The following is a 13,497-nucleotide window of genomic DNA, read 5'->3' on the forward strand; positions in this document are numbered from 1 at the left end:
TTATTGTCCTTTCGAGGATGGATTGGAGGATGAGGCGACGGCCTGGCCGCTCCCGGATGGACGCCAGACCGGGGTGGCACGGCCGATGACGGTGGAGAGGGACAGCACGCCGAAATATCGACCGTCGAGACTGCGTGGTTCGGCCGGGTTCATGACGAAGACCTGGCCGGGATCGAGGTGTTGGCAGCCCTGCCAGACGGGCAGCGGGCGGCCACGGTGATCGACGGATTGCGCGTCGCCAGCGAATTTTCCGTCGATGGTGATGCGTTGTCCGGTACGGCAAACGGACTGCCCTGCGATGGCCGCTACAGGTTTGAGCAGGGGCACACCGAGAGGGAGGTAGCCGCGCGTCGCCAGCAGCGTCGCCGCGCGCTCGGGCAGACGGACAGCGACCAGATCGCCGACATGCGGCGAAAGGTCCGTGTGCAGCCGATAAAGTCCGATTGGCACGCTCGCCGTCTCATTCCAGATCAGCCGGGGCATAGGATGCACGGCCAGTGAAATGCCCACGCCGAGCACCGCGAAATAGGTGGCGAAGAACCAGCCACGCCGGGTCATGACGTCACCTGCCGTCGCTTGAGCCATGCTGACTGCTGCTCACGCGTGTAGCTGCGGGGCTCATGTCCGGCACTGATGCGATGGTGGAGATGCCGCCAGTATTCGGGTGCGGCATCCGCCGGGTCGATGCCCAGCGCGTCAATAACGTCGATCGCCCGGAGTACGCGCTCGACCCTCGGCCAGCTATCGACACGCAGCAGGATTTCGCCACCGGGACGCACAAACGGGAGGGTCTGGAACGGGCTTCCTGCCTCCACCGCCCGTACGATGTCCACGCGGGAGACCGTGGCTCCCAGATCGTTCGACGCCCAGCGAACGAAGGCGAAGATGCTGCCCGGCGCGAAACTGGAAATGCGGCGGCGACCATCAAGGATCTGTTCGTCAACGCGGTGGCCGAAGCGCAACCAGTGCTCGATACGCTTCTCGATCCAGGTCAGTTCGACATGGGTCAGCGACGCCGCGCGGCGATGCGGCGGCGTAGAAAATCGTCCGTTCATGGCACGTCTCCGGGATTGTCAGGGAACTCACGGGCGAGCAGCGCGCGCAGCATGTCGGCGACGGTCATGCCGCGCTGGAACGCCGCGACCTTGATGCGGGCGCGCAGCGCCGGCGTGACGTCGATGGTCAGCCGGGCGGTGAAGTGGTTGGCAGCCGCAGGCTTGTCCGGCGCCTTGACCCAGCGTTCCGGGTCGGCGGGGCGCGACGCGAAGCCGGGTAGCGTGCGACGCTCTGTCATGGCGATATTCCCTCGCCGAGCGGCAGCACGGACGCGATACGGTCGCGCGCTTTCTGCGCCATGACAGGATCGATCTCGCAGCCGACATAGCGCCGACCGGCGAGCCGACAGGCGACGCCAGCAGCCCCCGAGCCGGCGAACCAGTCGCCCACCAGGCCACCCGGTGGGCAGCTCGTGCGGATCAGGATCTCCAGCAACGCCACCGGCTTCTCGGTCGGGTGGATGGCCCGGCCATGCGTATTACGGACCGGAATCACGGAGCGCATCAGGCGCGGGCCACCGTCCTCGCTGACGTAACGACCGGCATCGATCCGACCCATGTGGGGCGGCCGGTGTTTCCGTCGTACCGTGCGTGCCCGTGCGTCGGACGTGGTCGGAACCACGTTGTAGACGGCGCGCCAGGGCGTATCGTCGCGATAGAACTGGACGATCAGTTCATGCACGCGCCGGAACCGATCGGCATGGAAGCTGGAACCGTTCTGCTTCTCCCAGACCAGTTCCTGGGCATATTTCCAGCCCGCATTCCGAAATGCCGCGTTGGATGCAAGGAAACTCCGCAGGGAGCCGAAAACCCAGAGCGAGCCGCTGGGTTTCAGGGCAGCGAGCGCCTTGCCGGGCCAATCCGCTATGCGCCGGTCCCATGCGAGCGACGTATCGCCATAGGGGGGATCGACCAGGATCATGTCGTAGGGGCCGTGCCAGGGCATCAGGAGCGCGCTGTCGCCGGTCAGCAGGGTCATGACACCAGCCCCCCAATCTCGGCTGTCAGTGCGGCGATTTCGCGGGCGGCAATCCCCTGCGGGCGCAAGTCGCAGACCAAGCGGCCGGTGCGCGCCATGTCGGCGAACGCGACCCGCTGGCCGATCCGCGCTGCCAGCGCCGCCGGCTCATGCCCCACCAGCGCCAGCCGGGTTTCGCGGGCGATCACCGTGCGCGCGGCGCAGCGGTTCAGCACGAAACGGGCCAGCAGACCGGGACGGAAGAGCCGCGCTTCCGCCAGCAGCCGCAGCATTTCGGCCGAGGCCCAGCCGTCGAACGGCGAAGGCTGCACCGGGATCAGCACCAGATCGGCCGCCAGCAGGGCGGAGCGCAGCAGCGCCGCCACCCGAGGCGGACCGTCGATGACGACGTGATCCACCCCCTGAGCCAGTTCCGGCGCCTCGTGATGCAGCGTGTCGCGCGCCAGGCCGATCACGCCGAACAGGCGGGGCAGTCCCTCCCGTGCGCGCTGCGCCGACCAGTCCAGCGCCGAGCCCTGCGGGTCGGCATCGATGACCGTCACGCGCCGGCCTTCCCGAGCCCATTGGCCCGCGAGATGCAGCGCCAGCGTCGTCTTGCCGACGCCGCCCTTCTGGTTGAGGAGGGCCACGATCATGGCCCGTCTCCGCGTGCTTTTGGGCCGGAAACGGAGGGACCAGGGCCGTTATCCGCAAGGCGGCCCGCCCCATCAACATAAGAGTTAGATTCTAAGTTAGATAAGTTAAGGGCCGGAATCGCCGTTTCAGGCCAAAGACTTAGCTGCGATTCGTGCGTGCGAAGTCCCGATAGTCCTGCGTGTGATGTCCCGATAAGGGTTGCGTGTGAAATCCCGATACCATTCACATGGTTATCCACAGGAATTGTGGATAAGTCGGCCGGCAGGATGCGGAGCAATTCGCGCGCGCCGTCGCGCTCGATGCCCAGGCGATAGCCGGGCAACGACTGGCGGGCGGCGATATGCCGGATCTGGATGGCGAAATCCGAGACACGCACCAGGCTGCCGGATTTCGCATGCAGATGGGCGATCTCGAAGGTCCAGCCCGCACGCTGGCGGCCAGCATGCTTGCGGGCGATGCGATAGAGCCAGCGTTCGATGCCGCCGGTGAGGCGGAAATAGGCCGGGTCGATGGCAAGCACGAGCGAGCGGTCGATCACGCCGCGATAGAACCATTCGGGAATGACGATCTCGACACCAGCGGCGCGGCCCGTCTGGCTGGCACAGATCTCCCATTCGGTGATCCAGGAGAACTGCTGACGGCGCCAGTTCTGGCCGTTGCGGATCGTAGTGGCGACCACGGTGGACTGGAGCCGGGTCAGTGCCGCCTTGAGTAGCCCATAATCCCGCGCTCCCGTCTGACGCCCGATACTGCTCAGAAGCTGATAGGGCGTGAAGCGCAGGAAGCGCGATGTCGTAAGACCAAGATTTTCCGCCTCGACGATCTGGCTGGCGGCCCAGATCAGCACATCGGCGTCCCAGATCGTCGCCATGCCATGGTCGGGCATGCCGAAGACTTCGACACGGACGTCACCGGCTTCATAGAAGATCGGCACCGTGCGCTTTGTCTTCGCGAGCGAGAAGAACGGTCGCTCCATCAGGTCGCGCTGATCGCGCGGGCTGGCATCCCCGCCGGAGACCACGAACGGGTCGAGCCTGTTGCGTTCGCTTGCGCGCCTGGAACGCGGAATACCCGGCGCGGCATTCATCGTGGGTCATGCCCGGCGGCACGCGCCGCGTCATAATTCGGGTCGGAGGTGGATTTGCACGCACCGGCGGCTGCCCATACGTCGAGGTCATCGATCAGATAGACGACGCGACCACCAAGCTTGCGGAACGTCGGTCCTGTACCGTGGCAGCGATATTTTTCCAGTGTGCGCGGCGAAAGTCCGAGAATTTGCGCAGCCTCATGGGTGCGCAGATAGCGCGCCGGTGAGGGCGTGGGTCTGTTGAGCATGATATGCCTCCGTCCGGTTTTGAAGCGTCGCGGCGAAGTCGCGGCGGATCGGGATGACGGTGGCGAAGAAAGCAGGCGTTGGGGGTGGACGAAGATTTTTCAGACTCAGTGTCCACCTTCGGCGGACCATGACGCGCGCAAGAGTTACCGTGCGCAGCCGGGCGCAGGCCAGCGTCGAAAAAATGGAGGGAAACAGCGCAGGAGAGCGAAAAACGGCTGATGCTATTTGCCGTGTAAGAAATCCAGGTAACCGCCGTTTACCCGGTTCTCTGCGTCCTGAATCAGGCGATCCGCAAAGCGCCGCGCCGCAGTGTTCTTCCACTCGATGGAAGGTAAAATCGCCTGCCATGAACGGCCGGCGGCTATGGCGACCTCACGTGGGCCGCCACCAATTTCCTGAATGTCGAAGGCGATCAGAAGCTGAATCTGCCGCGCACGCTGGAGCGGCGTGAGCTGGAGCGCGCGTGGAAGCAGGGCAACGCGGCTGCCACGCAGATGCCGGAAAAAGCGCAACGCCACGTCGAGACGAAGCTCGCCGGCAGCGTCCAGCGGCAGCAGCACGGCGGGGCGTTGCAAGGCCGAAGGGTCCAGAAGCCGAAGAAAGAGATCGCCAACCGCGTCGCCGATCGTAAGCCACCCGCCATCCGCATCGTCGTGACGGGCCAGGATATTCCCCAGCATGGCGGGTTCGATCGGGGTCACCGTCGCGAAACCCGAGGGTGCCGGCGTGAGAATCAGCGTGGCCGGGGAGACCTCGGGCCTCCAGACCATGCGGCCGCGGCGGGCGGGTTCATCGGGAGCATGGACAAAAGCCCAACCCCCAGCGTTCGGCGAACGCCGCGCGCTCTGCGGCGGCGTCCGTTGCCCGGCGGGCGATGCGTCGTTGCAGGCGGGCATACTCGCGACGGTACGTCGCGTTGCGGCGCAGGAACTCGACGGCGAAACCGGAACGGTCCAGAGTGCTGATACGGTCGCGTATTTCCTGTGAACGCCAGAAGGATGTCGGCATGGTGACCTCCCTGTCTGGCCCCTCATACGGCAAGGGGGCAGCCTCAATTAGCCGGATCGGAACCGCGAGCGCATAGACCCTGATTTTCTATTGGGGAGAGTGCCGTGGGGGACCAGCGCGTGGGCCGGCGAAGCCCGGCTATTGCAGGCGCGGCTCCAGCAAATGCCGGTAGCCGGCTTTGGTCATCCAGCGCGCCCGTGCAAGATGGTTGTCGTAAACAGCCCTGGCGCGCACGGGTTCACAGACAGGATCGATTTTGAACAGCACCGCAACGACTTCGCGCCAGTCGGCACCTTCCTCGTCGGCGATCAGGAGGCGGAGATAAAGGTCGAGATGCTGCTCGTCATAGGCGGGTGATCCTGGAAGGATGGGTGGGTCATGACGATCCCTCGTGATAGCGCTGTTGGATCGGTTCGATAACAAATTCGTGGAATGACGACCGTTCGACGGTTCCGCGCTGACGCAAAAAACAACGCGGGGCCGAGTGGGAAGGCTGCGCGGCCAGGCCGATCAGGACGGCGCGCGTCTGCGACGGCCCGCATCCTGTCGCGTCTGTGGATCGGAAGTCTCGTGAAGAAACATGACACCACGCCCTTGCCCGGACTCGATGAACAGGATGCCCGCTGCTTCCAGCGCGCGGCGGACCTGGTCGATCGTGCCCTCATGGACACCAAGGCCACGCTCGGATTCAAGGCGCTTGAGCGCGGTCAATGCTACGAGGGCTTTTTCAGCGAGCCGTTCCTGTGTCCAGTTCAGGAGTGCCCGTGCCGCCCTTACCTGTCGGCCAGTGATCATCCATGATCACATCCGACATGCAGGGCATGCACACCAGAAATACGACTATAATAGTCGTATAATGGAGATTCAATATCGTTCTTTCAGTTGGATAGTGAGGAAACACCGGCGTCCTGCTTCTGATAGGACCGTCAGTGGGGTCCGCCGTCGGTACGGGCGACCAGACGAAAAGACCCCCGCTTACGCGGAGGCCTCCCCGTCGTGGCATTTTGCTGCGAATTGCGCGCATACCTGGTTCAGTTCACGCTCGATTTTGGCCCGCTCACGACGGCTGAGGTGAAAGCTGGTCAGTTCGGCGCGCAGCATCTGGATCTGGTCGTGTAGCGTGGTCATCGTCCTGCTCCTTTCGTTTTTCGAAGACAGGCCGTCGCCTCATGCGCGCGTGAATCGGGTCAAGGATCGCCGCAGGCGACCGCCCCAGCGGCGCGCGGGGGAGCCGATTTTGTCTGGTGTGCCCGTAGGGTGCGCCGGGCAAAATTGGGGGGACCGCGCGTCCTTGAGGCGGTTCACGCCGGGCATGGTACAATGGGAAGGCTGAGGGAAGCCCTGTTCCCCTTTCTTGCCCACACATTGGCAGATTGGGCGCGGCGCGACTGGTGCGCCCACCCGCCGGTTCGCGATCGGTCATGCGAAGGCCCCACCCGGACCGGCCGGGCGGGGGATCGCTGGCACCTCAGTCGCCGTTGCGGCGGCCGTTGGGGCGGGACCAGATCAGGCTGTAGCCCTCGCCGTCCTCGTCATCGAAGAGGTTGGCGAAGATCGGGGCGTTGAAGCTCGGATCGTCGAGCTTGAGGCTCAGATAGTCGCGCCCCTCGTTGGAGCGCCGGGACCAGGCCGCTCCGATCTCGACCCGGCCGACGAAGACGCGGTGGCTGGGGGCATTTTCGTTCAGGCGCGTGGTCTCGGGGGCGATGCGGACGTTGGGGGTCTGGAGCGAGAGGGTGACGATCTCGCCGTTATATCCGTTGCCGACTTTCTTGAAGGTGCCGATGGTAGCCATGATACTGCTCCGTGATCTCTGTTACCGAGCCCGCACCATTGCGGCCTCGATGGCGATCGGACAGACGGAGGCGAGCGGCGGCGCATCCCGTAGGGACCGAAGCGCAGCGGAGGACGGCGGGACGGAATTTTCTTGTTTCGCGAGGAATGACGGCGCAGCCGTCAGGGGAAGAAAATTATGGACCGCTGTTGCGCCATGGCCGATCGAGGCGCAGCCGACCTTCGGCTAGATCAGCCATCTTGAGAGGCGGCATGCGTGCGCGGCCCGACAGAGCACACATCACGGAGACTATGGCCACCCGCGCCCCACGCAAGTGTCGGCCAGGAAGGGGAAGGCATCGTCATGCCCTGCTTCCGACCCTGCACACGCCCCGTTCCGGGACTGCGTTTCGCACGGACACGCCCTGCCTTCCGGGATTCCACCGGCCGATGCTGACAGGAAGCGCTGGACGTCCACGCTCCAGGGAAAGAGCACCTTCAGCCAATATGCTGCAATCAGGGCCTCATCGATCGCTCCTGCCATACCCTCCTGACAGCGAGGCGGCCAGATGCGAAAGCCCCCGATCCTGTCCTGCCTCGCCGGTTGCCAGAGCGGTGTCAGACCCGCGCGATATTGCCGCCGGACGGTCCGGGTGGGGCCACGGTTGTAAAGCGGATGAAAGCGGTGACGCCCACCGCGATCGCGCCGATGATGGAGAAAAAGAGCTGCCACGCCGGAGACGGCATCAGCATCTGGGCGATCCCATGTGTCGTGCTGTAGCCCATGATAATGGCGGGCACCGTATAGAGCAGGACGATCAGCAGCTTGAGCCACATCCACGGCACCAAGGCGAAGGCGACCTGGCCAATAACGAAGGTTGCAGCGCCCGCGACGAAACCGACGATGATCCCGCCGACAACACCAGCACCCGCACCATACGCCCAGAACCCGGCCATCAGACCCATGGCGCAGGGCAGGGCGAAGACTGCCACGGTAAAGAACAACCAGCACAGGAAGCCAATGCCGGCGACGAGCAGGAAGGGAGCAAGGATGAACATGGCGGCGGTCTCCGTGCAACCGACAATGTCGGACGGTCGCGCCTGCCACCACCACCACGGCGCAACCCGCATTATAGCGCAGATGATACGGTGACCGGAACGAAAATCCGCGCGGCTTACGTCCCGCCGGTGACGATATCATCGAAATCTATCGCTGGTATGCGGACGTTGCGGTCAATCAGGTCGAGCGTTATTGCCTTCCCCCGTGATCCGGTGGCGTTGCGAAGAACCTTGCGATCCATAGCACCTGGTGCTACATAGGAGGTCATGACCAATGCCGAGCCATCCCAGCGGGCATTCAAGACCGCCTGGTTCGCCAGGGCGGCCCGGAAAGCTCGCATCAAAGACGATGAACTCTGCAAAGCGATCCGGGAGGTCATGAAGGGTCAGGCCGTCGATCTGGGTGGTGGTGTCTTCAAGAAGCGCCTGAACAAGAACCTGCATCGCAGCATTATTCTTGCGAAAGGCGGTCGATACTGGATCTACGCCTATCTGTTCGCGAAGAAGGACCGGGACAATATCGATAGCGATGAACTGGAAGACTTCCGGACCCTCGCCAAAGCCTATGCCGTGCTGACCGGGGAACAGGTCGAACGGCTTTTGAAGGATCGAGACCTGACGGAGATATGCCATGGCGATGAAGAGAAAAAATAGCTTCCGGAGCGACATTTCCGAGGCCATTCATTCCGGGGCGGTAATGCTGCACAAGGTCGGCGCGCTCGACAAGGCGACGATGCGTGATTTTGACACGCGCCATCTGGTGGTGCCCCCTGCGATCGAGCCGATCGAGATCAAGCGTCTCCGCGAGGCGAACAATGTCAGCCAGCCGGTCTTCGCGCGGTATCTGAACACGAGCGAAAGCACGGTCGAGAAGTGGGAGAGCGGCGCCAAACGGCCGAGCGGGATGGCGCTCAAGCTGTTGAGCGTCATTCAGAAGCACGGTCTTGAGGTTCTTGCCTGAGACGCTGGCTTGCGGGGAAGGAGAGAGCGCTCACGCGCCGCCTCCGAACCGCAGGACCGGGATACCGAGCCGCTTTGCCTTGTCGGCCAGATTTTCCTGGATGCCTGAACCGGGGAAGACGATGACGCCGATCGGCATAGTGTCGAGCAGCGCATCGTTACGACGGAAGGGCGCCGCCTTGGCATGCCTGGTCCAGTCCGGCTTGAAGGCGATCTGCACGATATCGCGGTGATCGGCCCAACGTGAGGCAATGAACTCAGCACCTTTGGGCGAGCCACCGTGGAGCAGCACCATGTCGGGATGCTTGGCCCGCACCTTATCCAGCCGGTCCCAGATCAGGATATGGTCGTCGAAGTCCAGGCCCCCGGTCACGACCACCTTGGGGCCGGGCGGGACCAGCAACTCGCCCTCGGCGCGGCGTCGGGCGTTGAGGAAATCGCGGCTGTCGATCATGGAGGCCGTCATGGTGCGACGTGACACCAGCGAGCCGGCCTTCGGACGCCACGCGCTCAGGGTCAGGCGCTCGAACTGCTCCTGCGCCTCGTCGCGGAAGATCTCGTAGGCGTTGCGGCGCTCGATCAGGGTCAGCCCTTCGGCGATCAGCCGCTCCAGTTCCACCGAGCGGATCTCGCTGCCATCCTGTTCCTGCTGGCTCCGTTTCTGCGCCTGCTCGTTGCGGTCAAGCTCACGCTCAACCTGGCCGACCATGCGGTGGAAGATGTTCACGGTGGACCAGAGCAATGCTTCGAGATCGGCTTCCAGCCGTGTGTCGGTCAGCGTCGCAGCGATGGCGTCGAAGATGTCGGCCACAGCACCCCCGATGCGCTGCGCTTCGGGTAGCGGCCTGGGGTCCGGCTCGTCCGCGAAGGGACGGTAGCCATACATCTGGAGTTCGGTCAGCACATGCGCGGTGGATGAAGCGGCGTGCGGCGGTTCGAAATCGTCGGTCATGCGGGTCATGAGGCTGTCCTCCCAGGTCTCCGGCTGCGCCCTTCGCGGCCTTTCCGGGGGCGGACAGCGGCAGACCAGGGACGGGCCGGAACCGCGCGCTGGCGCGCGGCCGCAGCACAGCGAAGGATGGCAGGGGGCCGGCTATTTTGCCTCGCGATGTAAAGCGCCCCCACAGGGCGCGACGGAAAATAGCCGGCTCACGCCATTGAAGGCCCGGCCCGGCTGACGCCCGCTCCCCACTTGAAAGGCCGGGGCGCGGACCTGCCGGACGGGAGGCAGGACAGGCCCGCCGACAGAAGACGGCCCCCCCACTCCTCTTTCCGGCCCGCTCAGGTATCGGCGGCCTCCAGAAAGCGTGCCACGTCCGCTGGCGCGAGTTGCGGATGCAGGATCGCCCGCAGCGCGCCGCGTCCCAGCGCACGGAGATCATCATTGAAATCGCCCAGCCGTGGCGACAGGCCGATCAGTTCGATCCCGGCGTCACCCGCGCGGGCGTGCAGCGTCGCCAGCGCCTGATCCCCGGCCGGATCGTCGTCGCGCAGGACGTAGAGACGGCGTAGCAGCGGCGGAAAGATCAGGGCAGCGAGATGTGCCGAAGACAGGCAGGCGGCCAATGGCAGATCGGGCAGAACCTGCCGCAGCGAAAGCACCGTCTCGATGCCTTCCCCGGCGGCGAGCACGTCGGATGCCACCCCGAAGCGCACGGCATGACCGAGCAGCCCGCCCAAGGCACGGCGCGGATGGTCGACCGGTGCCTTGCCACGGCCGTCCGCCGCCAGCCAGGTGCGATGCACACCGGTCAGAGTGCCGTCGAGGTCGGTGACAGCGGCGATCATGGCGGGCCAGGTCTCGGTCAGACCGTCCTCGTCCGGGCGGTAAAAGCAACGCGGATGGAAGCGCAGGGCTTCGGTTCCGTGCAAAAGCGTAATGTCGCGTCTACGGAGATACGCGTCTACGGATGTGCCTATGATCGGCCCGGACATGGCCCAGAGCCGTCGTGCCGCTTCGGAAGAACTGGCGGAAGCACGCTCACGGGCAGGTCGGTCCTGTGACGGCGGCACTGGGTCAGGATGCGGCAGGCTGAGGAAGGCGCGTGCCTCGTCGGCCACGTCGCGGAAATCCACCAGGCCGAGGCTTTCGCGGATCACGTCGAGCAGGTCGCCATGCTCACCCGACTGAGCGTCCGTCCATTTTCCCGCCCTGCCGTTGGCGGTGTCGTGGAGCCGGACGAACAGCGACTGGCCGGGCGTATTGCGCACGTCACCGACCAGCCAGTAATTGCCGTGACGGCGACCGGCGGACAGATACTGCCGGCACACCGCCTCCGCGTTCTCCGCCAGCCGACGGGCGAGATCGCCTGCATCATGCAAGGTCATCGCCCTGCCCTCCTGTGTCGGGATTGCCTCCGTCCAGGGCGATCGCCAGCCAGCGATCGGTGGTCATCCATGAAATCGTTTTGCGCCTGCCAAGGTCAAGCAGATGCGCACCGCCGCTGAAGGCGCCTATCCGGGGACGTGAGGCCGTATTGGCCCACTGGAATCCCCATCGGCCCCGCAACCGGAATATTCGCGCACAGCGTAGCACGAATTCCACCACCTGATGCGGATCTCCGATCGTCTCATCGTGCATCCAGAGTTTCGTGCCGCCATATTCGGGCACGATCGATAGGACAAAACCGTCAGAGGGTGGATCTTCCGCCGCCAGTTCGTCCATGAACGCATTGTAGAGGTCGAGCGCCTTTGCGGCATTGTCCACTGTGCCCACATCGAGAACGCAGGAAAAATGCGTGAAGAAATCAGCCATCGGAAAAACTCCCGAAACGAAAAAGCCCGGCGCAGTGGCCGGGCTCGTAAAAACGTCTTTACGGAAAAGCGTGCAGTCGTCTTTCAGGACGCACGCTCCATCAGCCTGCGGGCCTTCTCCTCCAGATCCAGCCGCGTGTCCTGATTGGCCTTTGTCCGCGCCAGCGCCGTGATCCCCTGCACGAAATCGAACACGCTCTCCGGCTTGCGCCCTTCCTCATGCAGCACGGTTTCGATGATCTTCGTTGTCTCTGGCTTCGAGAACCCGCGACGACGCAGGAAACTTTCGCGGTCCTCGTCGGTTTTCGCCACCAGCGCCTTGCGCGAGGCCTGAATGCCCGAGACGAACGAGGCCGGGCTGGCTGTGGCGAAGTTCCGTAGCGCCGGTGTCGCCTGATGCACGAAGCGTGAGGCTGCAAACTTGCTATGCCGGATCGTGATCTGTTCGAAATTTTCGACGCCCCACAACATACGATTTTGACACACTCCGCGCAGGTAGAATGACGCAATGCCGAGGCTCTTGCTGCCGACTTCTGAATTCCATGCATAGAAACCCCGGAAATAGAGATCGGGCTCACCATTGGGCAGGCGTCCCGCCTCAATCGGGTGTGTATCGTCGACGAGAAACAGGAACACATCGCGATCCGATGCGTAGAGCGTCGTGGTTTCCTTCGTAATGTCCACATAGGGGTTATGGGTCATGGTGGCCCAGTCGATCACACCGGGCACCTTCCAGTTGGTATCGCCGGTGCCATCACCGGCGATCTTGCGCACCGCGCCCACCAGTTCATGGTCCCAGATACGACCGTAATCGGGACCAGTTAAAGCACGCAGTTCGACGCGCCCGTCCTCGGTTTCCAGCGTCTTGACCAGTTCGGCCCGGTGCGACAGCAACCCGTGCTGCAGGTTGATTGCCGCCAGCGGAGCCGGAAGATTGCGCAGGTACGACGAGGGGGCACCAACCAGGCTGCACATCTGGCCAAAGGACCAGTGTGTGGGAGCAATCGGGTCATTCTGCCCCGGCACGGTCAGGGTCAGGCGCTCGGCATTGTCGCGGCTCGCCTCCACTCGGATGGCGCGGCTTTCTACCGTGCGGGCCGTAGCCCGATCCGCACGCGCCAGCGTGGCGGCATGCAGCTCGGACAGCGAGAGATACCGCTCATCATCGGGGCGCGAGAACCATTCGGACGAGACGCGGGCACTACGCTTCCCGCGCGAAGGATCGATCCGGAAGCCGCCGGACGCCGCACCACGGAACGCAGGGGGCAGGATGGTGGTTGTAGTCATGGAAAACTCTCCTCTGATGCCGGTTATTCGGCACAGAAGGCGAAGCCACCCTCTTCCTCTGATCACCACTTCCCACGCGGGATCCCATCCAACCGCAGAAACACCTGGCCCCTCATTCCGGAACACGGCGTCCCCGTCACCTACCGGAAATCACGACTGCAATGGGGGGGGAAGCGGAAGGTCTGCTTTACAGAGAAAAATTCGAATAGGTGTTGCGACGACTCACAACTGGACAGCTAAAATGAATGGTGAAGCAGCCCATTTTTTGATGTTGAGGAGCACTTGGCGCGTCTTAGCGCGCCTAGGGATCAGCTTGAAGTATTTTCGTGGACTGTGGATTTTGAGGTTTGATTCACACGCGTAGCGATCCAGAGCAAGTGACCGCCACTTTGATCAAAACTTAGGACCAACAATCATAAAGCAATGCGCCAAAATCTATAAAGAAACTAAGTCACGTTGACAAAAGAGCTGATCCAGAGCCTTGCGGCGGCGATATTGAGGAAACTCATGAATGACAAGGCGGTCTTGTCGTAACGGGCTGCGATGCGGCGCATCTGCTTGAGCCTGTTAAACATTCTTTCGATACGGTTACGATCCCTGTAGCGCCACCAGTCGGTGTTTTGTGGAGTGCTGCGGCCTTTGCGTGATGG

Annotated in this window: 21 protein-coding genes and 1 pseudogene; 2 read left to right on the top strand and 20 right to left on the bottom strand. The window is 63.6% G+C overall.

Annotated features, from left to right (window positions below; genetic code table 11):
* The 15 genes from HKD27_RS13595 to HKD27_RS13665 all read right to left on the bottom strand — a co-directional run bounded on the left by HKD27_RS13595 (nucleotide 1) and on the right by HKD27_RS13665 (nucleotide 8,115).
* Complete coding sequence (locus HKD27_RS13595; RefSeq protein WP_010666222.1) at nucleotides 1-558, bottom strand: S26 family signal peptidase; 558 nt, start codon at nucleotides 556-558, stop codon at nucleotides 1-3.
* Nucleotides 555-1,055 carry a DUF2840 domain-containing protein gene (locus tag HKD27_RS13600; RefSeq protein WP_146893096.1) on the bottom strand — a complete coding sequence of 167 codons (501 nt, stop codon included), beginning with the start codon at nucleotides 1,053-1,055 and terminating at the stop codon, nucleotides 555-557. Before HKD27_RS13600 ends, HKD27_RS13595 begins: the two co-directional genes overlap by 4 nt.
* Entirely contained in the window at nucleotides 1,052-1,294 is a 243-nt protein-coding gene (locus tag HKD27_RS13605; RefSeq protein ID WP_018308123.1) for a hypothetical protein, read from the bottom strand. The genes HKD27_RS13600 and HKD27_RS13605 overlap by 4 nt, the downstream gene beginning before the upstream one ends.
* On the bottom strand, nucleotides 1,291-2,034 hold the full coding sequence (locus tag HKD27_RS13610; protein WP_018308124.1) for a site-specific DNA-methyltransferase: 744 nt from the start codon (nucleotides 2,032-2,034) through the stop codon (nucleotides 1,291-1,293). Before HKD27_RS13610 ends, HKD27_RS13605 begins: the two co-directional genes overlap by 4 nt.
* The gene (gene parA, locus HKD27_RS13615) at nucleotides 2,031-2,669 is read right to left on the bottom strand and encodes a ParA family partition ATPase (protein WP_018308125.1); all 639 of its coding nucleotides are present in this window, start codon (nucleotides 2,667-2,669) and stop codon (nucleotides 2,031-2,033) included. The genes HKD27_RS13610 and parA overlap by 4 nt, the downstream gene beginning before the upstream one ends.
* Nucleotides 2,666-3,757: a replication initiator protein A gene (locus HKD27_RS13620; RefSeq protein ID WP_018308126.1), complete on the bottom strand. Its 1,092-nt coding sequence runs from the start codon at nucleotides 3,755-3,757 to the stop codon at nucleotides 2,666-2,668. The genes parA and HKD27_RS13620 overlap by 4 nt, the downstream gene beginning before the upstream one ends.
* The gene (locus HKD27_RS13625; protein ID WP_010668883.1) at nucleotides 3,754-4,005 is read right to left on the bottom strand and encodes an AlpA family transcriptional regulator; all 252 of its coding nucleotides are present in this window, start codon (nucleotides 4,003-4,005) and stop codon (nucleotides 3,754-3,756) included. Before HKD27_RS13625 ends, HKD27_RS13620 begins: the two co-directional genes overlap by 4 nt.
* A gap of 222 nt (nucleotides 4,006-4,227) precedes the next feature.
* Complete coding sequence (locus HKD27_RS13630; RefSeq protein ID WP_018308127.1) at nucleotides 4,228-4,776, bottom strand: DUF2285 domain-containing protein; 549 nt, start codon at nucleotides 4,774-4,776, stop codon at nucleotides 4,228-4,230.
* A 19-nt stretch (nucleotides 4,777-4,795) separates the two neighbouring features.
* Nucleotides 4,796-5,014 carry a transcriptional regulator domain-containing protein gene (locus HKD27_RS13635; protein WP_010518331.1) on the bottom strand — a complete coding sequence of 73 codons (219 nt, stop codon included), beginning with the start codon at nucleotides 5,012-5,014 and terminating at the stop codon, nucleotides 4,796-4,798.
* A gap of 138 nt (nucleotides 5,015-5,152) precedes the next feature.
* Entirely contained in the window at nucleotides 5,153-5,410 is a 258-nt protein-coding gene (locus HKD27_RS13640; RefSeq protein WP_194689726.1) for a DNA -binding domain-containing protein, read from the bottom strand.
* A gap of 114 nt (nucleotides 5,411-5,524) precedes the next feature.
* Nucleotides 5,525-5,809, bottom strand: coding sequence for a helix-turn-helix transcriptional regulator (locus HKD27_RS13645; protein ID WP_018308128.1), 285 nt, complete (start codon nucleotides 5,807-5,809; stop codon nucleotides 5,525-5,527).
* A gap of 180 nt (nucleotides 5,810-5,989) precedes the next feature.
* Nucleotides 5,990-6,142 (bottom strand): hypothetical protein, encoded by a 153-nt coding sequence (locus HKD27_RS13650; RefSeq protein WP_010518334.1) that lies wholly within the window; start codon nucleotides 6,140-6,142, stop codon nucleotides 5,990-5,992.
* Nucleotides 6,143-6,482: 340 nt separating this feature from the next.
* Nucleotides 6,483-6,809 carry a DUF736 domain-containing protein gene (locus HKD27_RS13655; protein WP_018308129.1) on the bottom strand — a complete coding sequence of 109 codons (327 nt, stop codon included), beginning with the start codon at nucleotides 6,807-6,809 and terminating at the stop codon, nucleotides 6,483-6,485.
* Between the two features lie 596 nt (nucleotides 6,810-7,405).
* The gene (locus tag HKD27_RS13660) at nucleotides 7,406-7,846 is read right to left on the bottom strand and encodes a hypothetical protein (RefSeq protein ID WP_010517753.1); all 441 of its coding nucleotides are present in this window, start codon (nucleotides 7,844-7,846) and stop codon (nucleotides 7,406-7,408) included.
* A gap of 116 nt (nucleotides 7,847-7,962) precedes the next feature.
* Nucleotides 7,963-8,115: a hypothetical protein gene (locus tag HKD27_RS13665; protein WP_010668868.1), complete on the bottom strand. Its 153-nt coding sequence runs from the start codon at nucleotides 8,113-8,115 to the stop codon at nucleotides 7,963-7,965.
* Here HKD27_RS13665 and HKD27_RS13670 point away from each other — a divergent pair.
* Entirely contained in the window at nucleotides 8,114-8,500 is a 387-nt protein-coding gene (locus HKD27_RS13670) for a type II toxin-antitoxin system RelE/ParE family toxin (RefSeq protein ID WP_010517758.1), read from the top strand. The two genes, HKD27_RS13665 and HKD27_RS13670, sit on opposite strands and share 2 nt — an antisense overlap.
* Nucleotides 8,484-8,807, top strand: coding sequence for a DNA-binding transcriptional regulator (locus HKD27_RS13675; RefSeq protein WP_010517760.1), 324 nt, complete (start codon nucleotides 8,484-8,486; stop codon nucleotides 8,805-8,807). The genes HKD27_RS13670 and HKD27_RS13675 overlap by 17 nt, the downstream gene beginning before the upstream one ends.
* A gap of 30 nt (nucleotides 8,808-8,837) precedes the next feature.
* Here the strand turns inward: HKD27_RS13675 and HKD27_RS13680 are convergent, their stop codons facing one another.
* From HKD27_RS13680 to HKD27_RS13700, 5 genes and pseudogenes are all read right to left on the bottom strand, one after another.
* The gene (locus tag HKD27_RS13680) at nucleotides 8,838-9,767 is read right to left on the bottom strand and encodes a DUF2493 domain-containing protein (RefSeq protein ID WP_010517762.1); all 930 of its coding nucleotides are present in this window, start codon (nucleotides 9,765-9,767) and stop codon (nucleotides 8,838-8,840) included.
* A gap of 320 nt (nucleotides 9,768-10,087) precedes the next feature.
* Nucleotides 10,088-11,134: a toprim domain-containing protein gene (locus tag HKD27_RS13685; RefSeq protein ID WP_029604266.1), complete on the bottom strand. Its 1,047-nt coding sequence runs from the start codon at nucleotides 11,132-11,134 to the stop codon at nucleotides 10,088-10,090.
* Nucleotides 11,121-11,561 (bottom strand): hypothetical protein, encoded by a 441-nt coding sequence (locus HKD27_RS13690; RefSeq protein WP_010517766.1) that lies wholly within the window; start codon nucleotides 11,559-11,561, stop codon nucleotides 11,121-11,123. Before HKD27_RS13690 ends, HKD27_RS13685 begins: the two co-directional genes overlap by 14 nt.
* A gap of 83 nt (nucleotides 11,562-11,644) precedes the next feature.
* Entirely contained in the window at nucleotides 11,645-12,847 is a 1,203-nt protein-coding gene (locus HKD27_RS13695) for a hypothetical protein (RefSeq protein WP_029604267.1), read from the bottom strand.
* Between the two features lie 446 nt (nucleotides 12,848-13,293).
* A pseudogene (locus HKD27_RS13700) lies at nucleotides 13,294-13,497 on the bottom strand (IS5/IS1182 family transposase); the annotation flags it as partial.

The organism is Gluconobacter sp. R75690 (assembly GCF_015244525.1).
GTDB classification, from domain to species: Bacteria; Pseudomonadota; Alphaproteobacteria; order Acetobacterales; family Acetobacteraceae; genus Gluconobacter; species Gluconobacter potus.